The sequence below is a fragment of the Paenibacillus polysaccharolyticus genome, from assembly GCF_900102085.1.
GTDB classification, from domain to species: Bacteria; Bacillota; Bacilli; order Paenibacillales; family Paenibacillaceae; genus Paenibacillus; species Paenibacillus polysaccharolyticus.
The window spans coordinates 153,416-174,798 of record NZ_FMVM01000011.1 but is presented as its reverse complement, the minus strand read 5'-3'; the positions used below and the strand labels follow the sequence as shown (position 1 = coordinate 174,798).

The window sequence follows — 21,383 nt, the reverse complement described above, 5'->3', positions numbered from 1 at the left end:
CGATTACATTACATACAGAAAGCGGGATCTCATGAATTTATACTCACCTTACATCGAGTTTAACCGCAAAGAATGGGCCGGACTCAAAGAACATCAGGTCACTCTTCCGCTGACGGAAGCTGAACTGGAACAATTAAAGGGCTTGAACGAAGAAGTATCCATTCAGGAAGTTGAGGATGTTTATTTGCCCCTAACCCACTTCATTGACCTATATGCAAGAGCATCAAGAGAGCTTGATCGCCTAACGGCCTCTTTTATGAAAAAAGAAACGCTTCATACCCCCTATATTATCGGGATCGGGGGCAGTGTTGCCGTGGGAAAAAGCACAGCAGCCCGCTTGCTCCAGGCGTTGCTTGCCAGAGGCAAAAACAAACCCAAGGTTGATCTGGTCACCACGGACGGCTTTTTATATCCCAATGCGGTGTTGCAAGAAAAAGGCATCATGAACCGCAAAGGTTTTCCTGAAAGTTATGATATTAAATCACTCATTAAGTTTATGGGCGATGTAAAATCAGGCAAGCCTGAGGTACAAGCACCGGTTTATTCACATCTGGCCTACGACGTAATCCAGGGGGAAGAGAAAACGATCTGCCAGCCGGATATTCTAATTATTGAAGGCATCAACGTATTACAAGTGAAGCGGGAGACTCCATTACTTGTAAGTGATTTCTTTGACTTCTCCATCTACATTGATGCAGAGGAAGAACACATTCGTCACTGGTACGTCGAACGTTTCAAGTTGCTCCGTCAAACCGCTTTTCAGAACAAGGATTCCTTCTTCCATCAGCGGTTCGCCAATATTAACGAAGAGGAAACCATTGAGACAGCCAATCAGATCTGGCAGGACATTAACGCGAAAAATCTGCATGAAAACATTTTACCAACCAAAGGACGTGCACGGTTAATTCTGAAAAAAGAAGCCGATCACTCCATTCAGCAGATTCAATTGCGCAAGTTGTAACCTGATTAAAAGGAGAGAAAATAACATGCAAACCCTCGTGGTTCTCGGCAGCATTATGATGTTTCTGGCCGTTGCACTCGGTGCCTTCGGGGCACATGCGCTCAAACGCAAGTTATCCGCTGACATGATCAAAATCTATGAGACCGGTGTCCAGTATCATATTGCTCACGGACTCGGCATCATCCTGCTTGGACTGTTCGCAGACAGATTAACCTCTACATCCCTTGTTGTGACCTCGGGATGGCTCTTGTTTGCCGGAATCATCCTGTTCTCAGGAAGTCTCTATACATTGAGTGTTACAGGTGTTCGCAAGTGGGGAGCCGTCACACCCATAGGTGGTGTAGCCTTCCTTGCCGGCTGGATAACATTGCTGTTCGCAGCTCTTTAAGAAAAACAAACGCGTAACCAATATATGGAGTGTCCTGGCTGAATGAACATGCGATGCCGGGATGCTCTTTTTTGTTCAATCCAGCCACAGTCTGGAAATGGCAGGTTGTTTCCCCTCCTCATATTCCTCTTCACTCGTAGACTCCTGCTCCCGTTTTAGAACATATACATCAGGATTCGAAAGCTTGGCCCACTCCGCATAACCAAAGGATGGATCATAATAACGAATGATTAGGGACAACAGGTTGCCATGCGTAACAACAGCTCCATGCCGCTCCGGTCTGCGCCAACATTCCTTCAGCAGCGCCAAAGCTCTGGCAGCTGCGACTCTGGAAGATTCTCCGCCCTCTGCTGCCCAATCTTCATCCTCATATGTACGTTTAAGCACATCCAGCCAGTCTGGCAGATCCCTTGTACTCAGCACTCTTTCCTGCAAGCGCTCATCCGTATGAATGTGCTGCTCTATCGCTGCACCCAAAGGCATTGCAGTCTGTACGGCTCTTTTCCATGGACTGGATACGATATAAGAGATTCCATGACCAGACAATACATCTGCCAATTTTTCAGCCTGACTGCATCCCTCATCCGTCAGACTTGCGTATGGCTCCTGTCCTTCGGCTTTTGCGTGACGTATCAGGTAAATCGACTCCATTACTGACACCTCCCATAGTCTAGTCTACAGTACGTTGTCGCTTAGATATTGAAGTGCTGCACGCATCTTATTATGACCTTCCGTTCGACCCGATGAACTGAAAAAGGACACATTCCCTGCCTGCACCCGCCCCGTGTTTCCAGCTTGCTTCTGTGCACCAAGTTCAAGTCTTTGACTCAAATGACTTACCGTACCCACGCTACCATCAACAATCCGAATATGATCTGGTAACACCTTGCGCAGAATAGCTGTATAGAACGGGTAATGCGTACAGCCCATCACCACGGTACCGTATTGTTCCAGGTCCAGGCCTGCTAGCTTGGAGCGGAAGTATGCTGTTATTTTGACCGGATCAAACTCCAGCTGCTCACACCACTCCACCAGTTCAGGCAGCGCAAGGGAATCGACCCGATGCTCATCATCCACACGAGAGACCAATTCGTTATACTTCGTTTGACTCAGTGTCAAAGCCGTAGCAAACACTAGCACGCGCTTGCCGTTGTCCCTATTCATCTCGACGGCCGGTTTGACCGCCGGTTCCATACCAATAATAGGAATGTCATACATGGAACGCAGATCATTCACCGCTAAGCTGGTTGCCGTATTACACGCAATCACGATTGCATCTACTTGTTCCCGTACAATCGCCTCCACGCAAGCAAAAATATAACGACGAACCTCGTCCGCCGGCTTGGTTCCATAAGGGACATGTAATGTATCTGCATAATATAAATAGGATTCTTCCGGAAACTGCTGCAAAGCGGTATGCAGTACCGTTAATCCACCAATGCCTGAATCAAAAAAAGCAATCTTTTTCGTCAAAGATGTCACCTCTATAACGTACGTATTCTTTCGGTTCTGAGGACCGTAAATGTACTGCTCATGCTGACTGGAGGTGAAGGTTATCTTAGTCGGATTGATCTGCTGCGATCATGTTATATTGCCTCAACCAGTCTTTACCACTGTTCCAGTCTTGCACTGGATTGTCTTCTCCCAATAATTCAGCACTGGCCCGAGCCATGATCCACTCTTTCAAACCATTATCCGGGCTGGAACCAAGTTGATTTAACAAGAAATTCAGACCTTCTGATCCCGTTTGTAGAATAGCTTCATATACGTCCCGGTGGCCTGCAATATAATCATTCGGGTTACTGCTGGCAGCCAGAACAGGCTCGTTGACCATCGTATTCAAACTTTGTTTAATCGTTTCTTCTGCGGAAGGGTTATCCGCTGTAACAGTACATGCAGATAAGGCTAGCGCTGTACATAAGGAGAATAAGCTCGTCATGAACCATTTACGTTTCACTACAGCACCTCGCTAAGAAAGGTTTTCTTCGAATAAAGACTTTCCTTGCACCATCCAGTATCGTTCCTTCTCTGGTACCCTCTCCAAAAACTCCTTGTAACTCCCGATCCAGCCATCCGGCATGTAATGCTCAAAGGAAGCAGGCTCCGGGAACATCGAGAAGAATAGTCGCTTATCGAAATCGACAAGAAAGGACGGCACATACTTCAGCCATTCATCACCGACAAGATGGGCTTCACGAAAATGATGAAGCGCACTCCTCAGTTCAGCCGCGCTTACCTGCTCCTCCTGAATGGCTTGTAAGAACACAGCCGCCGTCTCCTCATTCAATACATCGATACCAAACCGTTCTTCCATCTCTATATTTAAAAACCAATACTCCCGTTCGGTGACGTACCAGCGCCACACGCCCTGAAACCAAACGCCAACAATGGTATTTTCGGCATAGACAGGTTCTGTTTTCATTGCTCTATCTCCTGAAGCAAATTCTGCCCTTGCTTCACTGCAAAGGTAATACATGCCGCAAAGCTGTCATCATAATTATACTCGTCCCGATAAATACGGATATGCGCTTCAATGACATATTCTAGGTCTTTTTGTATGAAAGTACGAATCATACGATTTGCTCTCCTATTCCATCCAACGATGAAGTAACTTTTCCCCTTCACTTCTCCGGCCAGCAGCCTGCTGCTCCAAAAATTCGGGAACTTCTCGCAGTTCAGTTGGACGATATCCGGCTCCGCATCCACAGTTATGATAAGTAACACCATTCTGATATAACGTCATGACTTTGGTCCACTGTTTGATATCCGTTTGCTTGGGTGCTTGAAAATCATGCCCCATATTCACCATAACCTCCGCACATTGTGGACATTTATGTTCAAGTCGCGCTGCGGTTTCCTTACTTAGATCATACGGCGATACTTGTTTATAAGACTTACGGCAGTTAAAGCATGCATATATTTCTTTATACGGTCCAGACATGGCATATCGGCACATCTTCCATCAAGCCTCCTTGTCATTTTCCATTATACGGGTTTTTATACATGGTTACGAATCTACTTTTACTTCACTTGTACATAACCTCTTTCCAAGCCAAGCCCAAATCCGCCACAGAAGTGAATCGCTGGAACCGATCCGGATTTACCGCACGAAGGGCAACTTCATATAGTGCTTCTCCGGCATCCCAACGTTCCTGGGAGCGATCAAGTTCTCCCCCAAGCAGTGCAAAGGCCATAGCGCCCATGTTAAACACATTCGTGACAGCATCTATTAACGCACCAAGTTCAAATTCCTCCGGAGACATAAAGCGGGATGAACCCCACATCCGTCCCATCGTATTCGTGAATGTCCCTGCACGGTATAGATCAATATCACAGATGTGAATCTCGTCCGCTGCAAAATCATAAATCAAACTGCCATCGTAGAAGTCTACAGCCACATATCCTTTGCGCTCCGCTTCAATATGAAAGTCCAGAATGCGCTCCATGGCCTGAATTCGCCTCTGTACCGGAAGTTGTCTGAACTGAACATAAGGTGAGCGTGGATCTTCGTACTTGGCTGGAGGCGGGAAAGACCAGTGCGAATGCAGACACTCTCCCTCCACCCAATCGAACATACAAGCGTAACCGTTATCAGTCGCAAAATGGTCTATTAACCGAATCAGACTGTCATGTGCCAGATCTTCATAGATCAAGACGGAAGACTGCAAATGACGTATCGCTTCCTCCGGGTCTGCCATATCATTGGCCTGAAGAGTACGTGCCCCTGCATACTTCACAAATTGCTTTTGACCATCCTCCTGCACCAAACCGAATGAAATATTGCCGGAGTCCTGCTGATCAAATACACAGAAGACAGTACCCAGCGGAGTCAGCCAATCGAAGGCATGTTTTTCTTTTAACATAAATGATACACCATCTATTTCATGAACAACCCGATCGGTCATAGAATTCCTCCTCTTGCCTATAAATTAGATGTTTTTATCTACACTTCTGTTGTAAAAATACGTCATGTGCGCTTCATCATACCCTTGGCCGCCCACTTCTAGCGCATTGCGTTCGATGCCGTAGGTTTCAAATCCATGCCGCTCATACAACCGTTTTGCTGAACTATTTGTCGTCACTACACTTAGGTTAATCTGCTTCATAGTCTCCAGATGTTTACCCCGTTCCAGAACCTCGGATAACAGCTGGGAAGCCAGTCCATTCCCCCGATGAGCTGGTGATACATAGACACCCCAGATGAATCCTTTGTGCCTGAGCTTTAGACCATATTCTCTTTTGAAACCCATCATGCCCGCAAGCATGCCATCAGGTGTGAATGCACCAAGAATGTAATCATCAGGCTCATTATGTATTCGCTCTTTCACCTCACTGATGGATAACTGGCTGGACACCTCGTATGAAGCGCCAAAGGCTTCAGGATGCGTCCGTAGCGCTTCCAGCCGCAGAGGCCAATACAGATCCGATTCATCCCGTTGAATATTACGTAGCATATACCTTTCTTTGAAAGCATCTGAACTCATCCCTCATCCACTCCTTACATGTCAAGAAATATCAGGTCAATCATAATACAATCACTTTCTTACTCTGGAACACCCTTATTCAGTTTATCCTTTCTGCTTCGCCTACCGATCTCGGCTCTGGTTCTGGCTGTCGCGCCGATCACGGTCACGTCCCATCGCTTCCTGAACCCGGTCACGGGCCGGGAGTTTGCTGTTGATATGCAGGAGTAGTCCTGTAATGATCATGAGCAACGCAATGACAATCACTTCAAACATTGATCAGACCTCCATTTCCACTTGGAAAAGATGATGATTCTGCTTCATGTATGGTCGTATAATCACTTATTCCCCACTATTGCAGACCACGGGCAATCAGCCACTCCAGCCATTTCCACGGCAACAACGCCTTTGCAATAATAAGAACCCGTGAACCCTTGCCCAGTGCATAGCGCAATTTTGGTGCACGCATGCGCGCAATGCGTCCGATCAGATCAGCGACCTCTTGCGGATCAGGAGCAGTCTCACTGGCATGTTTCGAATAACGCAGAACCGCATCCAGCTTATGTTTATAAGCCGAATCCTCATTCCGGTGAATCTCACCGAGACCTTTATTCCAGATGGGCGTGCGATAGGCTCCTGGCTCCACCAATACGACCCTTATTCCAAATGAAGACATCTCATGGCGCAGACTTTCTGTGAATCCTTCCACAGCAAATTTTGAGGCAGCGTATGGGGCATATCCCGGAAAACCGGATAGGCCGCTTACACTCGAAAGATTAACAATCAGCCCGCGTTTCTGTCCACGCATGACAGGCAGAACCGCTCGTGTCACCGCGATGAGCCCGAACAGGTTCGTTTCCATCTGGCGTCGCCAGTCCTCCATAGACACTTCCTCAATAAATCCGCCTACAGCAAAACCCGCATTATTCACCAGCACATCGATTTGTCCATATTGCTGAAGCACCGTATCCACAGCGGTATGCACAGATTCCGAATCTGTCACATCAAGCTGTACATAATGAATCCGCTCGGTCACTCCTGCTTCCTCGGCACGATTCGCAAGTTCTCCCTTTCGACTTAGATCACGCATTGTAGCCATAACACGATACCCTTGCTTAGCAAGAGTGATGGCAGTCAGCATCCCAAATCCGCTGGAGGTACCTGTAATGAGAGCTACAGGAGGTTGTTGCCCCGGCTGGCCTGATCTGGTTACATTTGCATGAGCTGATTGAAGTAATTCCGTTGTTTTTTCCGCTCCTGATGTAACCTTGCCATCCACAGGTTTTGGCGAATCCTCTCCTATTTTATACGCCCACACGGTCACATTATCACCTACTTTCATGATCGTTCGATTCATTTTTAACTATATAAATTGAACTAAAGATTTTACACAGTCCACTCCGATGACAGATTAACCTTCCAATCGCTGTTATCCCCAGATTTTTTTTAATTCCCTTCTCCAAAAGGGAAAATCCGGTGATAAAGGCGAACGCTTCGCTTTTCCAGGTTTTTCCTGTCCTCTTCGTTAACGTGTAAAAGAATAGTTCAACTTATATAGTACATGTAGACCCTGCATTGAACTTTAATTAATCCAACCGTCTCTCCACCCGTCGCAACTTCGTGATCCCTGCTTCATACGTATACGGCACAAATTGAACCTCAGGTAACACACATTGCAGTCGACCTGCCAATTTCCCCAACTCTTGCAACACAGCGGCGTGCGCCTGCTCCTGACCCACTTCCTCGCTGACCCGCATTGACACCTCCAGCATCCCACTGCCACGTTGCACCACACGATAATGCTGAATAGCCGGTGAAGCTGCAATCACGGCACGACTGATAAAATCCGGAAAAACCGAAACAGCCTTCTCCTCATAGGTATGCGAAAAATAAAGCGTATCATCACAGCGGCCTTCAATCCGCTCGATGGCAGTAAACAACGAACCACAGGCGCACTGCGCTGCCGCCTCGGTTAAGATATCATTCAGCCGATACCGGATAATCGGCTGCGACGTTCGGGAAAAGTCCGTGATCACAGGCACGAACCGCCGGGTTGCAGGATCAATGTACTCTTTTTCAATATACACAATGTCTTCATTCAGATGTATCGTTCCGTGCTCGCACGTTGCTCCCAAAAAGCCTTCTGTACACTGGTACACTTGATGAACCGTCTGACCGAAGACATGCTCCAGCACCTTACGATCCAGAGGGTCAAGCACCTCGGCTACGGAAATAATTTTCTGAGGCACATGTGTTAGACGTCCTTGCTGATAAGCATCAGCCAGTATACGAAGCATGGAAGGAGGAGCCACCCACACCGTAGGCTGGTATTCTTTCATACGTTCAATCAGGACATCCACACGCTCCAGCAGGTCAAAATATTGGAATTGCAGCTTGCCACGCTTGACCGATTCGTACAGGTTGCTATTCGCCCGCAGGAAGAACGCGATTTTCGCGGGTTTCCACAACCCGCCTGGAAGAAGTTTGGCTAGCACGGTGCCCGTCCACGCATCTTGTTCCCGATCACTTACCAGAAAAATGCCCCGGTTACCCGATGTGCCCGAAGATAACCCTACCGTGACGCCTTGAATGGAGGATTGCTTAAAGTTACGGGTATCCTCACTTTCTCCAGCGAGGATCAGGGCGTCTTCCTTTGTAATACCTACCGTGCTCAGCGTATCGAAATACTGCATCATTACCGTTTTATCGATCTGCGGGAACTGTTTCCACTCGGATGCGTTCAGGTCTCCCCACCACTTTTGGTAAAACGGAGACTGTACCCGTATCCGCTCCACATGCCGAATGATTCGACGTTCCTGCCAAAGTTCAAGCTGTGCCCTGGTACGCCATCTTCGCAAGCCACGTGCAAGTGCATAATGAGTAACGATACGAACAGGATTGCTCATCTCGCTGTTCCTCCTGTTCCCCATGCTTTCAGCGCCTCTTGGCAATGACTCGGCACGATGCGAAGCCGAGGGAACTGTTGATGCAGGTGAACCAGCTTGTCAAAGTTCTGTCTATACTCCTGCCGGTCTGACATAATAATACCTGCCAGTGCATGAGGTCTGAGCTGTTCACGGAAAGCCCGGCTCGACCATACTGCATCTGCACATAAAAAATAATCATGTTGCTCTGTCCGCAGCAATAAACCCATCATGCCTTCCGCATGACCCGATACATCCACGCCGAGCAGGCTGCCATCTCCAAAAAGATCGTATACCTCTTGCCAAGGAAACCCTGATGGGGTTTCCTTGCCTGTAGTCTCACTCATGTCCGCCCATCGCTTGGCAGGGTCGTTCACGGGCAGTGAGCGCTGGATAAAATCGTCAGGTAGCAGTCCGGCCAGAAAACCGGCCTTCACCGCCGCAATTGAACCAAGAGAACGAACCGCCTCATAGGCTCTCGGCAAATAAATAAACTGAGCCTCCGGGAAGTCCTTGGCACCTGCAATGTGATCTCCGTGAAAATGCGAAAGAATAACATAACGGACATCTGACGGCACCAGCCCAATCTGCTTCAGAAAATGAACGGCACTGTCTTCTTCCCGAAATACAACGGGCGTGATATGACGATATAATGCGTTCGGAAGTCGAGCGGTCTCTTCAAAAAAACGGGAACTGTACCCCGTGTCCAGTAGTATCGGGCCATGATCGGGATGAAGAATACAAGCGAAGCCTGCCGGAAAACGAACAGGCCGGAAGCTTCCTCCCCGTAACGTAAGGAACTCTGGATGAGTACAGTAACCCGCTGCGCCTAAATATAATTTTACCGGCTTCGTTGTTAACATTATTCACTCCTCCACCAATCTGCAAATTGTCGCAAACCCGCTTCAATGGACACCTGCGGTACATATCCTAGCTGCGCCTTAGCATCGGTAATATCCAACGTTTGCGGCACACCCAAAGATCCAACGGAGTATCTGGTCAGTAACGGCTCTCCCAGAGCAGGGATGAATCGATGCACACCTTCCAGCATACTGGCCACTCCATAGGCCACTCGATAAGGAATATTCAGACGCCGCAGCGGCATGTCTAACATGTCAAAAAGAGTCCCGACCAACTCTGCAAATGGTCTCGGGTCTGCGTTCGAAATATTGTAGGCTCTCCCAAGCGCATCATCAGAAGCATCACTGCACAATAACAGCGCATCCACCACATTATCTACGCACGTCAGATCAATCAGCGCCTGTCCACCATCAATCATCGGTACTCCCCGCTTGGCATTCGCTGCAACAATCCGCGGGAAAAGCGTTTGGTCGTACGGGCCAAAAATGGCTCGCGGGCGAATCATAATCGATGGCAATCCGTTACGATGTGCCTCCATCACAATGTCTTCAGCCATACGTTTGGTAGCCGCATAATGATTGGCCGATTTAGCCGGCAGCAGGTCATGTTCATGAACTTCATAACGCGGTATGTAGTTAAAATAAATACTCGGCGTGGAAACATGCACGAACCGCTGCACCTGATGGCGTAGAGAATGATCAATCAGATTTTGCGTTCCCTGCACATTACTGCTGTAGAAATCCTGATATTTCCCCCAAGGTGAGGATAAGGCCGCACAGTGGAACACGATATCCTGACTTGTACATGCTGCATCTACAATCTGGACATCTCGAATATCTCCCCTGATAAAGCGAACTCCAGCCGCTTCAAGCACACTGCCGATCTCTTGCTGTCGCCCCATGCCTGTCACTTCCCAGCCTTCTGCTGCAAGCCTTATCGCCAGATGTCTACCCAGACAACCTGTAGCCCCGGTCACTAATGCTCTCTTCATCGTTGTTCACCGTTCCATTCTATGTCATGAGTCAATGCTTCCGTCAGCGTAATCTGCTGTGAACGTGCAAGACGCCAGGCAGCAAGTACGACCGCAAATTGTTCAAAAAAAGGCCGCCGATCCTGCCGCACATACACCACATCCCTGGCACCCTGCCAAGCCGTCCTCCAAGCTCGCAGGCTACCTCTGCTGCTATGAATCTGCCGGATACCACTTCCCAGCATGGGCAGTGCTAACATCGCCTTATCATTACCTGACCGCGGTGTCACTTCGATCCCTTCGCTAAGTACCACTTCAGGTTCGAGCAATGCACGCACCAAGTCGTTACCAGGATGAAATAGATGAATGCCACTGGTTGCCCTCGGGTTACACTCAATCGCATACACCTGACCCGTCACGTCTTCGATAAAATCAAATCCAATCTGTCCGCTGAAGCTCGTCGCGCGCACAAAGTGTTCTACCCACGCGCGCGTGCCCTCATGTTGCACCTGTTCAAAAAAAACACTCGCGCCTACACTGCCCGTACGATATCGGCTGTCGTAGGTGGCATGCGCGATTAAATGGCCTTCATGCACTACACTGTAGGTGCACAATCCTCGTCCATGAATGTACCGCTGCGCCACCCAAGGTGAGGCAGGAGACAACGTATCTTCGCCCGGTGGATCGTGGTACCCAAGTTTCGGCATACGTACTTTGGCCGCAAAACGGGAATAGACCGGTTTCCAGACCCACTCTCCCTTTAAAACCTGATGCATCTCCAGCCACTCCTGCGGAGTTTGAATCAGATGTGTATCCGGAACCGGAAGCCCCATAGACTTGGCAAGCCTATTAAAATCATACTTATGATGCAGAACGTGCAACTGCTCCAGACTGGAAACAAGAACACGACAACGCTGTCTTAAGCGTTCAGCCCCACCAGCCACATAAAACACTTCTTCGCACATCGGAATCAGCACATCGATCTGCCATATCTTAACCCAATGTTCCAGTGCGGACAGGTACTTCTCCGTATGGTGACGTGGCGATGGAACAAGTACGCATTGCTCCACCGCACTAGACGTTCTGCACAGATGATGTTCCATACTCTCCGCAATAAATACAAGGTGACCTGACCGATGCAACATACGCGCCAAATCCAGCGTAACCGGAGCTCTTCCCCCGGTAAGGAGTACCCTGTATGTATGACCCGTTTGTCCTTGAAGCACACGTTGGTCACGTCGTGCAAATCTAGTAGTCAAAGATCAGTCCTCCCAAAGACAGCCCAGCCGCCGTTCCGATCATCAATACCCGATCACCACGCTCTATTCGTTGCTGACGAATCGCCTCATGCAATCCCATCGGAATGGAGGCCGCAATCGTATTACCATGACCTTGTGTAATATCCATGAACCGTTCTGCCGGAATTCCAAGCTTCTTGCGAATCAGGCGCATCGCCATTGCACTGCCCTGATGAGGAATGACCAGAGAGAAATCCTCCATTCGATCCCCGGAAGCTTGAAGCATCTCATTCATAAACCCGGGTAACAGCTTGGACGCCATGCGAAAAATCGCCTGTCCATCCATATGAAAGAGGAATGGATCTGGATGCGCTACATCATACTGGGCCGCATGATGCCGCGTGCCTCCGCCTGCAATCTCCGAAAACCGTGCCCCGCGGCTATAGGTTCGCAGCGATGCATGAACGATCTGTGACCCGGATTCCTCAGATGCTCGCTCAATGATGACTGCCGCCGCGCCATCACCAAACAAGGCAGCACTTTCAGGATCTTTCCAGTTTAATCCGGCTGAAGCAATCTCGGTGGCTACGAGCAATACACGCTGGTAACGTCCAGCGTCTACCATATAAGAGATGACATCGAGTCCGTTCAGGAAACTCAGACAAGTCGCATCCATATCAAAGGCAGGAACACCTGATTCTTCCTGTCCCATGGCCTGCTGGATAAAGACGGCTGTGCTTGGCAACGGCTGTTCTTTCGTACCGCTGGTGCATACCAAACAATCGATCTCACCAAAAGACAGCCCTGCATCGGCCAGAGCTGCTTCTGCCGCTCTGGCACCCATATAGGAAGAAGTCTCTTCGTCCGAAGCATAATAACGATAGCCGACGCCCGTCGCTTTGCTGACCCAGCCTGCGGGCACATGTAATCGCTCATCCAACTCTTCGTCTGTCACCTTCATCTGAGGCAGGTATTTTCCTGTACCTGCGATTCTTACTCTTCTAAGCTGCATATGCCCAACCTCTTCTCTTTCAAGCGTGTTATGTAAATTTCGTGATATTACCCATTAAACGAATATACCTGCAACTGAATAATAGTGATAATGAAAAAGAATATTTGAAGCAGCCTGATGATCGATCCCGAGCCTAAATATCATCGAAATAGACGGAAGGGCAGATTGCTCTGCCCTCCCATTCACATATTAATGATTCCTGCACATGTTTTTCACAGTCTGAAAATGGAGGCACCTATGTAAACTGTCTGCTCCCCATTATTTGGATTTAAGGAGATCAGCAAGTGCCTTATCCAGCGAAGCATAAGTGAACGTAAAACCTGCCTTTTCGATTCTGTCGGGAATGACCCAGCGGCTCTTGAGTACCAGTTCCGTTTCCGTACGGATAAATATAGCTCCAAGCTCAAGCATCCAGCGTGGGGACGGAAGTCCGATACGTGCACCCATCTGCTTCCTAAGACTTGCCATCAGTTCCCGATTGGTCACTGGATGAGGAGATGAAGCATTATAGACCCCTTCCAGATCCGGATGCTCCTGTACAAATATCACCATGCGGAACAGGTCCTCCATATGAATCCAGCTAAATTTTTGGGTTCCTGCTCCCTGGGCTCCACCCAGGCCAAATCGAACCAGATTCGTCAGTGGTTCCATCACCCCACCTTCCCCAAGCACAATCGCAATGCGTAGTGCAATTTGACGTGTAGATGGTAGCTTGAATCCGAAGAATGCCTGCTCCCAAGCCTTGGCAACCTCCACAGAGAAACCCGAACCGATCTCTCCATCTTGTTCCGTCATTGGACGATCTTCCGCATGTCTATAGATGGTAGCCGTACTGGAGTTAATCCACAATTCAGGCGGATGCACACAAGCCAATACCGCTTCCCCGAGAATGTTTGTGGTTTCTGTTCTGGAATCCATAATGATTTTACGATTCTCGTCAGTATAACGGCAATTGACCGATTTACCAGCCAGATTAATCAGCATCTCCGCGCCTTCAAGTGCTTCAATGATGGCTGTTCGATCTTCCCAGGCGATGTGTCCAGACTGGCGTGAGATCACCAGCACATCGTACCCCAGCTTTTTAAACCGGACTGTAAAATCTTGACCAACAAATCCCGTTCCACCAGCAAGTACAACCTTTTTCACGGTATCCCCTCATTTCAGCAGATGCATCATGCCATCTACGCATTGCATTCATATCAGACTAAACAACGTAGCAGACCGTTTCGTTTGATATGGATTCCATTTCCGTGTAGAGAGACGCCCATCGACGTTTAAAAAGTTCAATTTCATTCAAATCGCTCGCTCAGCCTGCTTCTTGCACGCCAATCGCTGTATATAACCGACTTCGCTCTTCGTTCGCCCAAGCATTCGATGCATCCTGCTCTAGTCGAACCTGTAGTTCGTCATGAAAATCATGAATCATATACCCTTCGGGGAGTTCACCCAATATGGATGCAAAATCATACTCAGGCAAAATTCGCCGCCCTTCGCCAATTTCTTTTAGCCAATTCATCCAGTCTTGCAGTGCAAGCACACCTTCCTGCCACAACTCAGCCTGCAGACCAAGCACATCCTGCAACTGCTCATAGGCAAGTACATCCGTAAATTGGCGACAAGCCTTGACCCCCAGTTCGTACAATTCAATCGCTGCACGACGAATATCATGCGTTAACCCTATCTCAAGACCTCCCAGGTAATCCTGAACCTGAATATGCTGACCATCATCATACAGTAAAGGCGCATGGGCGAGCATGCGAATAATGTCTTGTAAATCGTTCGTTGAAATCATGTTCTGCTCCTTCAGAGCAGGTAATTGATATGCTGTAATGATCATTCACTCCTGTTTCGGTCATCTATTGTTGACCTATAGTATAACATGCTTTTCTTCGTTGAATCTGGGATATAGAAACAGAACCCTCTTGACAAACAGAGGAAGAAACGAGGTTCTCACACACTGCGCTTGACTATATACTACAAGTTGTAGTAGTTTATACTTACTACGTAGTGTAGTAATAAAATTATCGTTATGGACGCATAACGTTGTAAAGGAGTGCTTCTTTGGTGCACCAAACTCAAAAATGGTCCGAAACCGAGCTGGAACTGATGGAGGTGATCTGGTCTTGTACTCCTCCGGTCACTTCTTCCGAACTGTTAGACATGTTTAAGGAAAAGGGAAAAGCGTGGAAGGCACAGACCATTTCCACTTTCCTATCCAGACTGGTGGATAAAGGGGCTCTCACTGTCACGAGACAGGGTCGAACCAACTATTATGAGCCTCTTTTACAGCCAGAAGACTACAAACTTCTGAAAACCAAAACAGTACTCGATGGCCTCTATCAAGGCTCTGTTAAAAATCTGGTTTCAGCCATGTATGACGGGGATAAGCTTTCAGAGAAAGACATTGCCGAACTAAAACAATGGCTGTCGGAAAAGTAGGTGGCGCGCATGAATCTCTTTATTGATCTGCTGATAACGTTGACGGTGGCTGGAAGCATTGCCGCTGCTTGCATTCTTGCCTTGCGCCTTCTGCCGGTATATCTTTTCCCCGCTTCCTGGCGTTACGGACTGAGTAAAATGGCTTTCGCCTTTTATGTACTGCCCCTATCGTTCGGAATGACATGGTTCTCCAGTCTTTTTCATCATGCTTCACACCGAAACCTTGAACAATCTAACTTTTTGAACGGTATGCTTGAAGGAGCGCTTACCCCAGAATGGACGATATCTTCTACAGCGGCGTATGTTTTGCTCAGTGCTTGGGGAGTAGGCGTTCTCGGTTATACGACGTGGCAGATCTATTGTTATTACAGATTCATCCATGCGTTGAAACGTACACAGTCAGATGTGAAAGAAAATAGTGAGGCCGCCTTACTGCTCCCCATGATCAAAGAAAAGTTAGGTATTCGGCAGCATGTCAACCTGGCATATAGTCCAATGTTACGAAGTCCCGTGCTGGTCGGTTTAACGAAACCTACGATTTATTTGCCTCAAGCGGGTACAGCTCACTTGAATATGGGTCTGGTTTATCACCATGAATTAACTCACCTTAAATATAAAGATCTGTGGGTCAAGGCACTCACTCTAGCGGTCAGCGCTTTGCACTGGTTCAATCCTCTCGTTCACCTCCTTCGCCAAGAGATTCACACCTGGAGTGAATTTTCTTGTGATGAAAAGGTTGTCCAGAAGATGTCCATCGAAGATCGCAAACGTTATGGCGAAACCATTTTAAATGTCACCGCAGGGGCGCGAAGCTTGCCTGTGCAATTTTGCTCATCCCTTTCAGGGGAGGGAAAACAATTAAAAAGGAGACTTACGATGATGTTTGATGTCAAAAAAATGAAAAAGAAACATTGGATCATAACAATTTCATCCGTTTGTTTAATTGCTGTAGCAAGTACGTCTACAGCTGTATGGGCATCGAGCCATACGCCCAAAGTAGAGCGTGGAGCCACTGAAGCTATAATTGTACCTGACAACTCCAGAGAGACTGCCAGTCGAGCCACCGAACCTAGTGCTTCTACACCTCGAGATGAAGTCTCTGAAGCCGTAATTGTACCTGACAGCTCCAGAGAGGCTACCGTTCCAGCGGCTGCTTCCAGAACCACTTCTCTTTGGGATGAGGTCTCTGAGGCTACAATTGCACCTGACATCTCCAGAGAGGCTACTGTTCCAGCGGCTGCTTCCAGAACCACTTCTCTTCGGGATGAGGTCTCTGAGGCTACAATTGCACCTGACATCTCCAGAGAGGCTACTGTTCCAGCGGCTGCTTCCAGAACCACTTCTCCTCGTGATAAGGTCTCTGAGGCTGTAATCGCACCTGACAACTCCAGAGCAGCTGCCGAGTCCAGAGCAACTGAGCTTAGAGCTGCTTCTAGCGATTCTGCAAAAAAATGAGTCTTGTCCACCCAAGTTTAATGTAGTGTTCACCATAAAAAATAGAAAACAGGACGAAGCATTTTTATTCCTTCCGCTTCGTCCTGTTTCTCGTTTGACTATAAAAATGCCTTCACAGTGCCAAAATATTCACGAATCATATTAATCGGCTTCAAGTACCCCGGTGAAGGAGCGGATATGCCGTATTCTGCAGCGTATCCGTTTTTGGCCGCAATATATTTCGACCTGAACATGTGGTAATCGCTTGTGACAATCATAATTTTGGGATGTTCCAGCCCGGAAGCAAGAATGATTTTTTTAGAAAAAGCCAAATTTTCCTGCGTACTTGTCGAGCGATCCTCCATGATGATCTGAGCAGGGGCAATGCCCTGATCCACCAGGTAATTTTTCATCGCAAGGGCTTCAGGAATGGATTCACCTGGCCCCTGTCCACCAGATACAATAACTGGAGTCTGCGGGTGAGTGCGAATATAATCCAAGCTGGCATCCAACCTTTGTTTCAAGGTCAGTGACAATTCGGTGCCCTTGATGCCCGACCCAAGTATGATGACATAGTCCGCTCGCTCCTCTTCCTTTGAACCAAGCTGGGTAAATACCAGAGCTTCAATAATGATAAAGGAGACGGCGCCAATGCCGAAAACGACCAACAACCCGCGTTTCAGCCAGATGTGTTTCTCGTAATCAATCCGTCTTAATATGATAAAGGTTGCCGCGAGGAGAGTAAAAAATTTCACGGCAAAGTTCCAGCCCCAAAAGATCAGAAAGAAAACCAAACACGCCAGCAGGATCAGATCCAAAATATATCCTTTCTCCCGTAAAAATTTCTGTATCAGTACAGCAACACTCCTTCCCATACATAGACATCCACACTTGTTATATTATGCTCTTACAATCGTGAGCTTGGGCCAGTGCTGTTGCCAATTCTTTTTGCACACACGTTCGTAATAGTAGGCCGCGTCCATAAACGCCGGGCTTTTGCGCACAACTAACGCATACAGATCCTCCAGTCCATAAGGGGCACATATCCTGATTTGATCGTCAGATTGTAGTTGTACACCGATGGCTGTTACTTGCTCAGGCCAAAAGCGCAGTGCATCTTCAGTCGAGTGATATGGCATGTCTCCGTTGTGCAGGTGCATCCTGGCTTGATTTTTAACCGACCACTTCGTGTTACCTGTTGCAGTACACAGCTCCTGCTCCAGTTCGTAATCCCGTTCCTCTCGAAGATCGGCAGCATTAAAATAAACAACATCAATATCGCTATTCAGCTCCCGTCTGGTAAATCCATGAAGATCATCCCATATGTAATTACGAATATAACCCGCACCGATGTAACAATCGGGCAACTCTAGCGAACGTACAATCCGCAGATCCTGCATGATCTGCTCATGTTGTCGCAACGTTTGCACAAGTCGTTCTTCATATTGCACAGCAAATCCTCCTTGACCTACTCGAATCCGATATCTTCATTCCAGCTTGGCCGTCCGTCGTTCTTAGGGATAGATGAGACTACTGTTTTTTAATATAACATGTTTCGAACCCTGGAATAAAATAAACAACTCCTCTCAAGCTGTCATTTTCATGTACATCCAAAACGAATGCACGCCTGAAAATCACGATTCCTGAGCGGAGTTATGATGTCATATTGATCGATGATCATTGGTGAAGATAATTAACGCTTACGATCCAGATATTTAATACTTATTATAGGGCTATTTAATACTTATTATAGGGCTATTTAATACTTACTATTGAGCTATCTAATGCTACCTATCCGGCTATTTAATCGGTATCCAGATTTGAGGCGCATGTTTCATGCCGCGGTAGACTTCCAGTTCAGGCAGCCAGGCATGTTCGTATGCATTTGAAGGGAACCATTCACCTACAATACGTTTCCACAGCTTTTGTATTCCCTGAGGCATCGGTTCCTCAACCTCGAAAACCACCCATTTACTCGCGGGGAACGTGAACGTAGATAGCCCTTCCGGTTGCTCCCCTTCATACGTTGTTGCAATCCAGTACTCCATCTGCTTGTCCTCGATCTCGCCCTGATCTACACACACCCCTAGCAAACCCGGGATAACCCCGTTATTCAATGCAGCTATCCGATCCTCTGCACCGCTGTGATACGCTTCCTCCCACATATTAGGAATCCCCTGCAAATGCTGCCCATCCACATATGAAAAGCGTTGTTTGATGCCTGCGATGGAAAATGCCTCTTGTTCGACAATATGATGTTTCATTGGCTCTGCTCCTTGTAAACTGACTTGAATAACGAGTCGATTATACGACTGGACTGAGGCACCGGACTTTCGGGTTTCGCTTGGCGATATTCCATGTTGTCTGCGGTAAGCCTTGGTGAACGATTCAGGCGTATCATAGCCATACTTGAAGGCCAAATCCATAATTTTGGGATCTCCCTGCAACAGTTCATGGGCCGCCAGTGTTAATCTTCTGCGCCGGATGTACTCCGCCACGGTAACGTCGGTCATTAAACCAAAGATACGTTGAAAATGAAATGCCGACATATGCGCATGCGCCGCAATCTGATCCGTCGTCATAGGCTCCAGTAAATGCTCTTCTATATATTGAATCGACTTCTGTATGGCTTCAATCCATTTCATGTACTGCATCACTCCTTGCTTATCATGATACACGAAGAAGGGTAGAGAAGCCTGTCATTTTGTGCTTTCTTTTGACCGATGTCTTTCTATCCTATCCCCACACACCAATCAGGAGAATGCCGCCAAAAATAACGATGGAACAGAGAATCCGTTTCATGCCCTGCTGTTCTTTTAATAACCATATCCCGAGAAAAGCCGCAAATACCGTACCCACTTCCCGAAGCGGGCCCAATCTGGCCATCGGAGCCTGTTCCAGTGCAAATAGAAAGAGCAGATATGATCCCGGATTCAGCAAAGCCCCAAGCAAAATCGTCGAACGATTGACCTTCCATTCCTGACGCAAGCCAGCTGAAGCGAGCAGCGCTGGCGTTAATCCAGCCACAAAACCAATATTCGTAACCTCAAGCAACGCCAAGGGCGAAATATGTTGCAGATTTAATTTGTCCACAAATACATAACTCGTCGTACATAAACCCACACACAAGGCCATCAGAACTGGCTTCGCCCCCTTCATTCCAGAGCCTGCTTGTCCCTTCCTGCTCCCCACACCACTAAGAACGATGAAACCAACAATCATACAGGCAATGCCTAACCATCCGAATCCCGACAACCTTTCTCCTAGAAAAGCAACCCCGATCAACGGCACCAGCAACGTACTCGTGCCCCGCATAATCGGATAGATCTGAGACAGATCACCAAGCTCATACGTCTGAGACAACAGCCAGGAGTATAACGCCTGAAGTGCCATCGACACGATCAACAGCGCATAAGCTGACACGGGTAACGACTCGCGGGACAATTCCACCACCAGCACAGGCAGCAGCAATACGGTGGGAATCATCATAATCGACCATAGAAAAACACTTTTGTTCAAACTTCGTTTTGTAAACATACTCCAGACGGCATGTGCCATTCCTGAAGCAAGCACCAGAATTAACGGTAAAATCATGCTGTATACGTTCCTCTCTGTTTTCCTTGCTTATTTGCTTATCGCTTTCTATTTCCCTTGCCACGCTATAGTACACTCTAGAATACCTTACGTCGCGGTCTCCGGTTGATGCTCCGGCTGTTCCTTCACCACCGATCCATCCTCCAGACGGAGCCAGGTATCAAACTCCCGCTCACCTTCACACATCTGAATGACACGTCCTCCGCGTAGCATACCTTCCCTTCCATAGGTACTGTGGCCACTCGAACGCCCGTAACAAAGACGTATCCCTTGATACTGACCGTGAAAATCATTCACATGATCGTGTCCGCAGAACGTACCCATTACATCCCCCATCTCCAGCAGTGCAGCAAACAAACCCGAATTGACTTTCGCACAGCAGACAGGTTCATATTTGTTGCCATAGCAAACCTGACTATCCCACATCAGTTGATATTCCGGAATCGGGATATGGAAAAACGCCAAGGCTGGCAGCTTATCCCCCGGACTGCGGCCGGGATTGACGCGTGTGGATTCATCCATCAGCCATCGGAGCTGACTCTGCTGAATCCAACCATAACCGGGGATCGATTCCACGGTCGAATAACTCCCGGAATCGAGCAGATACAACACGGCTGCCGGAAGTCCATTCGCCCCGGCAATCTCCAGCGTGTAATTGCCCAATCCTGCAATATCACGCGGACCGGCTTTCGTCACACTATGCGTATGCTCCTGAACTACACGCATGAGCTCTACTGGATTGATTCGTTGCTCGGCATCATGATTGCCAAACACAAAAGCCCACGGAATCCCACACGCCTCCACAGCCGAGACAGCATTGCGAAAAGCCTGCTCCGGATGCTCGCACGCCTGATTTCCCGAATCGACAGGCCCGGTGTAGATCACATCTCCTGTGAAAATAACCAGATCCGGCTGTTCCAGTTCGATGATTGATTGCATCATCCGCCGGCTTCGCAGATCTTCAGGTCGCCCGTCTTTCCAGTGTATATCGGTAAATTGTACGATGGTAAAGGTTCCATTTTCACGAAAAGCAAGCGGTCGTTTCACTGTGTTGTCCTCCCGAATACCACATGAATACGCATTGAATGCGAACAATAAG

Annotated in this window: 26 protein-coding genes; 4 read left to right on the top strand and 22 right to left on the bottom strand. The window is 48.0% G+C overall.

The genetic code is table 11. The features are described 5' to 3' along the window. The first annotated feature begins 31 nt into the window (after positions 1–31). A complete protein-coding gene (gene coaA, locus BLQ13_RS16860) occupies positions 32–961 on the top strand; it encodes a type I pantothenate kinase (protein ID WP_090922153.1) in 930 nt (309 codons plus the stop codon). Positions 962–986: 25 nt separating this feature from the next. Further along, entirely contained in the window at positions 987–1,349 is a 363-nt protein-coding gene (locus BLQ13_RS16855) for a DUF423 domain-containing protein (protein WP_090922151.1), read from the top strand. A 75-nt stretch (positions 1,350–1,424) separates the two neighbouring features. On the opposite strand, the gene BLQ13_RS16850 is transcribed toward BLQ13_RS16855, so the two are convergent. The 17 genes from BLQ13_RS16850 to BLQ13_RS16780 form a co-directional block, all read right to left on the bottom strand. Beyond that, the gene (locus BLQ13_RS16850; RefSeq protein ID WP_090922149.1) at positions 1,425–2,000 is read right to left on the bottom strand and encodes a histidine phosphatase family protein; all 576 of its coding nucleotides are present in this window, start codon (positions 1,998–2,000) and stop codon (positions 1,425–1,427) included. Between the two features lie 24 nt (positions 2,001–2,024). Continuing rightward, a complete protein-coding gene (gene murI / locus BLQ13_RS16845) occupies positions 2,025–2,822 on the bottom strand; it encodes a glutamate racemase (RefSeq protein ID WP_090922147.1) in 798 nt (265 codons plus the stop codon). A gap of 85 nt (positions 2,823–2,907) precedes the next feature. Next, a complete protein-coding gene (locus BLQ13_RS16840) occupies positions 2,908–3,306 on the bottom strand; it encodes a hypothetical protein (protein WP_090922145.1) in 399 nt (132 codons plus the stop codon). A 12-nt stretch (positions 3,307–3,318) separates the two neighbouring features. After that, entirely contained in the window at positions 3,319–3,771 is a 453-nt protein-coding gene (locus BLQ13_RS16835) for a hypothetical protein (RefSeq protein WP_090922143.1), read from the bottom strand. After that, a complete protein-coding gene (locus BLQ13_RS28575) occupies positions 3,768–3,923 on the bottom strand; it encodes a hypothetical protein (RefSeq protein ID WP_167375769.1) in 156 nt (51 codons plus the stop codon). The genes BLQ13_RS16835 and BLQ13_RS28575 overlap by 4 nt, the downstream gene beginning before the upstream one ends. A gap of 13 nt (positions 3,924–3,936) precedes the next feature. Beyond that, positions 3,937–4,305: a hypothetical protein gene (locus BLQ13_RS16830; protein WP_090922141.1), complete on the bottom strand. Its 369-nt coding sequence runs from the start codon at positions 4,303–4,305 to the stop codon at positions 3,937–3,939. A 70-nt stretch (positions 4,306–4,375) separates the two neighbouring features. Further along, complete coding sequence (locus tag BLQ13_RS16825; RefSeq protein ID WP_090922139.1) at positions 4,376–5,254, bottom strand: protein kinase family protein; 879 nt, start codon at positions 5,252–5,254, stop codon at positions 4,376–4,378. A gap of 24 nt (positions 5,255–5,278) precedes the next feature. Next, a complete protein-coding gene (locus tag BLQ13_RS16820) occupies positions 5,279–5,833 on the bottom strand; it encodes a GNAT family N-acetyltransferase (RefSeq protein WP_090922137.1) in 555 nt (184 codons plus the stop codon). Between the two features lie 102 nt (positions 5,834–5,935). After that, positions 5,936–6,088 (bottom strand): hypothetical protein, encoded by a 153-nt coding sequence (locus tag BLQ13_RS28570; RefSeq protein WP_167375768.1) that lies wholly within the window; start codon positions 6,086–6,088, stop codon positions 5,936–5,938. 76 nt (positions 6,089–6,164) lie between these two features. Next, the gene (locus BLQ13_RS16815; protein ID WP_090922135.1) at positions 6,165–7,154 is read right to left on the bottom strand and encodes an SDR family oxidoreductase; all 990 of its coding nucleotides are present in this window, start codon (positions 7,152–7,154) and stop codon (positions 6,165–6,167) included. 244 nt (positions 7,155–7,398) lie between these two features. Continuing rightward, positions 7,399–8,718 (bottom strand): F390 synthetase-related protein, encoded by a 1,320-nt coding sequence (locus BLQ13_RS16810; RefSeq protein WP_090922133.1) that lies wholly within the window; start codon positions 8,716–8,718, stop codon positions 7,399–7,401. Beyond that, on the bottom strand, positions 8,715–9,599 hold the full coding sequence (locus tag BLQ13_RS16805; protein ID WP_090922131.1) for an MBL fold metallo-hydrolase: 885 nt from the start codon (positions 9,597–9,599) through the stop codon (positions 8,715–8,717). The genes BLQ13_RS16810 and BLQ13_RS16805 overlap by 4 nt, the downstream gene beginning before the upstream one ends. Continuing rightward, positions 9,599–10,588 (bottom strand): NAD-dependent epimerase/dehydratase family protein, encoded by a 990-nt coding sequence (locus BLQ13_RS16800; RefSeq protein WP_090922129.1) that lies wholly within the window; start codon positions 10,586–10,588, stop codon positions 9,599–9,601. The genes BLQ13_RS16805 and BLQ13_RS16800 overlap by 1 nt, the downstream gene beginning before the upstream one ends. Next, complete coding sequence (locus BLQ13_RS16795) at positions 10,585–11,826, bottom strand: ATP-grasp domain-containing protein (protein WP_090922127.1); 1,242 nt, start codon at positions 11,824–11,826, stop codon at positions 10,585–10,587. Before BLQ13_RS16795 ends, BLQ13_RS16800 begins: the two co-directional genes overlap by 4 nt. Then, positions 11,816–12,817, bottom strand: a complete 1,002-nt coding sequence (locus tag BLQ13_RS16790) for a beta-ketoacyl-ACP synthase III (RefSeq protein ID WP_090922125.1) — start codon at positions 12,815–12,817, stop codon at positions 11,816–11,818. The genes BLQ13_RS16795 and BLQ13_RS16790 overlap by 11 nt, the downstream gene beginning before the upstream one ends. Positions 12,818–13,075: 258 nt before the next feature. Beyond that, the gene (locus BLQ13_RS16785; RefSeq protein ID WP_090922123.1) at positions 13,076–13,963 is read right to left on the bottom strand and encodes a TIGR01777 family oxidoreductase; all 888 of its coding nucleotides are present in this window, start codon (positions 13,961–13,963) and stop codon (positions 13,076–13,078) included. Between the two features lie 160 nt (positions 13,964–14,123). Continuing rightward, entirely contained in the window at positions 14,124–14,654 is a 531-nt protein-coding gene (locus tag BLQ13_RS16780; RefSeq protein ID WP_090922121.1) for a hypothetical protein, read from the bottom strand. A 227-nt stretch (positions 14,655–14,881) separates the two neighbouring features. Here BLQ13_RS16780 and BLQ13_RS16775 point away from each other — a divergent pair, with 227 nt between their 5' ends. Together BLQ13_RS16775 and BLQ13_RS16770 are read left to right on the top strand one after the other, a co-directional pair. Then, positions 14,882–15,256, top strand: a complete 375-nt coding sequence (locus BLQ13_RS16775; RefSeq protein ID WP_090922119.1) for a BlaI/MecI/CopY family transcriptional regulator — start codon at positions 14,882–14,884, stop codon at positions 15,254–15,256. 9 nt (positions 15,257–15,265) lie between these two features. Beyond that, positions 15,266–16,711, top strand: coding sequence for a M56 family metallopeptidase (locus BLQ13_RS16770; protein WP_090922117.1), 1,446 nt, complete (start codon positions 15,266–15,268; stop codon positions 16,709–16,711). 98 nt (positions 16,712–16,809) lie between these two features. On the opposite strand, the gene BLQ13_RS16765 is transcribed toward BLQ13_RS16770, so the two are convergent. The 5 genes from BLQ13_RS16765 to BLQ13_RS16745 form a co-directional block, all read right to left on the bottom strand. Next, a complete protein-coding gene (locus tag BLQ13_RS16765) occupies positions 16,810–17,565 on the bottom strand; it encodes a YdcF family protein (RefSeq protein WP_208606798.1) in 756 nt (251 codons plus the stop codon). 24 nt (positions 17,566–17,589) lie between these two features. Beyond that, positions 17,590–18,141 (bottom strand): nucleotidyltransferase family protein, encoded by a 552-nt coding sequence (locus BLQ13_RS16760; protein WP_244159347.1) that lies wholly within the window; start codon positions 18,139–18,141, stop codon positions 17,590–17,592. Between the two features lie 348 nt (positions 18,142–18,489). After that, a complete protein-coding gene (locus BLQ13_RS16755) occupies positions 18,490–19,335 on the bottom strand; it encodes an AraC family transcriptional regulator (RefSeq protein WP_090922115.1) in 846 nt (281 codons plus the stop codon). Between the two features lie 91 nt (positions 19,336–19,426). Beyond that, positions 19,427–20,284, bottom strand: coding sequence for an EamA family transporter (locus BLQ13_RS16750; protein WP_090922113.1), 858 nt, complete (start codon positions 20,282–20,284; stop codon positions 19,427–19,429). Positions 20,285–20,371: 87 nt separating this feature from the next. After that, the gene (locus BLQ13_RS16745; protein ID WP_090922111.1) at positions 20,372–21,331 is read right to left on the bottom strand and encodes a metallophosphoesterase family protein; all 960 of its coding nucleotides are present in this window, start codon (positions 21,329–21,331) and stop codon (positions 20,372–20,374) included. Between the last annotated feature and the right edge of the window lie 52 nt (positions 21,332–21,383).

What these genes read in the sequence shown, in the direction of transcription:
- coaA (WP_090922153.1), top strand. Translation starts at nt 32, where the DNA reads ATGAATTTATACTCACCTTACATCGAGTTTAACCGCAAAGAATGGGCC.
- BLQ13_RS16855 (WP_090922151.1), top strand. Translation starts at nt 987, where the DNA reads ATGCAAACCCTCGTGGTTCTCGGCAGCATTATGATGTTTCTGGCCGTT.
- BLQ13_RS16850 (WP_090922149.1), bottom strand. Translation starts at nt 2,000, where the DNA reads ATGGAGTCGATTTACCTGATACGTCACGCAAAAGCCGAAGGACAGGAG.
- BLQ13_RS16835 (WP_090922143.1), bottom strand. Translation starts at nt 3,771, where the DNA reads ATGAAAACAGAACCTGTCTATGCCGAAAATACCATTGTTGGCGTTTGG.
- BLQ13_RS28575 (WP_167375769.1), bottom strand. Translation starts at nt 3,923, where the DNA reads ATGATTCGTACTTTCATACAAAAAGACCTAGAATATGTCATTGAAGCG.
- BLQ13_RS16830 (WP_090922141.1), bottom strand. Translation starts at nt 4,305, where the DNA reads ATGTGCCGATATGCCATGTCTGGACCGTATAAAGAAATATATGCATGC.
- BLQ13_RS16825 (WP_090922139.1), bottom strand. Translation starts at nt 5,254, where the DNA reads ATGACCGATCGGGTTGTTCATGAAATAGATGGTGTATCATTTATGTTA.
- BLQ13_RS16820 (WP_090922137.1), bottom strand. Translation starts at nt 5,833, where the DNA reads ATGAGTTCAGATGCTTTCAAAGAAAGGTATATGCTACGTAATATTCAA.
- BLQ13_RS28570 (WP_167375768.1), bottom strand. Translation starts at nt 6,088, where the DNA reads ATGTTTGAAGTGATTGTCATTGCGTTGCTCATGATCATTACAGGACTA.
- BLQ13_RS16815 (WP_090922135.1), bottom strand. Translation starts at nt 7,154, where the DNA reads ATGAAAGTAGGTGATAATGTGACCGTGTGGGCGTATAAAATAGGAGAG.
- BLQ13_RS16810 (WP_090922133.1), bottom strand. Translation starts at nt 8,718, where the DNA reads ATGAGCAATCCTGTTCGTATCGTTACTCATTATGCACTTGCACGTGGC.
- BLQ13_RS16805 (WP_090922131.1), bottom strand. Translation starts at nt 9,599, where the DNA reads ATGTTAACAACGAAGCCGGTAAAATTATATTTAGGCGCAGCGGGTTAC.
- BLQ13_RS16800 (WP_090922129.1), bottom strand. Translation starts at nt 10,588, where the DNA reads ATGAAGAGAGCATTAGTGACCGGGGCTACAGGTTGTCTGGGTAGACAT.
- BLQ13_RS16790 (WP_090922125.1), bottom strand. Translation starts at nt 12,817, where the DNA reads ATGCAGCTTAGAAGAGTAAGAATCGCAGGTACAGGAAAATACCTGCCT.
- BLQ13_RS16780 (WP_090922121.1), bottom strand. Translation starts at nt 14,654, where the DNA reads ATGATCATTACAGCATATCAATTACCTGCTCTGAAGGAGCAGAACATG.
- BLQ13_RS16770 (WP_090922117.1), top strand. Translation starts at nt 15,266, where the DNA reads ATGAATCTCTTTATTGATCTGCTGATAACGTTGACGGTGGCTGGAAGC.
- BLQ13_RS16765 (WP_208606798.1), bottom strand. Translation starts at nt 17,565, where the DNA reads ATGGGAAGGAGTGTTGCTGTACTGATACAGAAATTTTTACGGGAGAAA.
- BLQ13_RS16755 (WP_090922115.1), bottom strand. Translation starts at nt 19,335, where the DNA reads ATGAAATGGATTGAAGCCATACAGAAGTCGATTCAATATATAGAAGAG.
- BLQ13_RS16750 (WP_090922113.1), bottom strand. Translation starts at nt 20,284, where the DNA reads ATGATTTTACCGTTAATTCTGGTGCTTGCTTCAGGAATGGCACATGCC.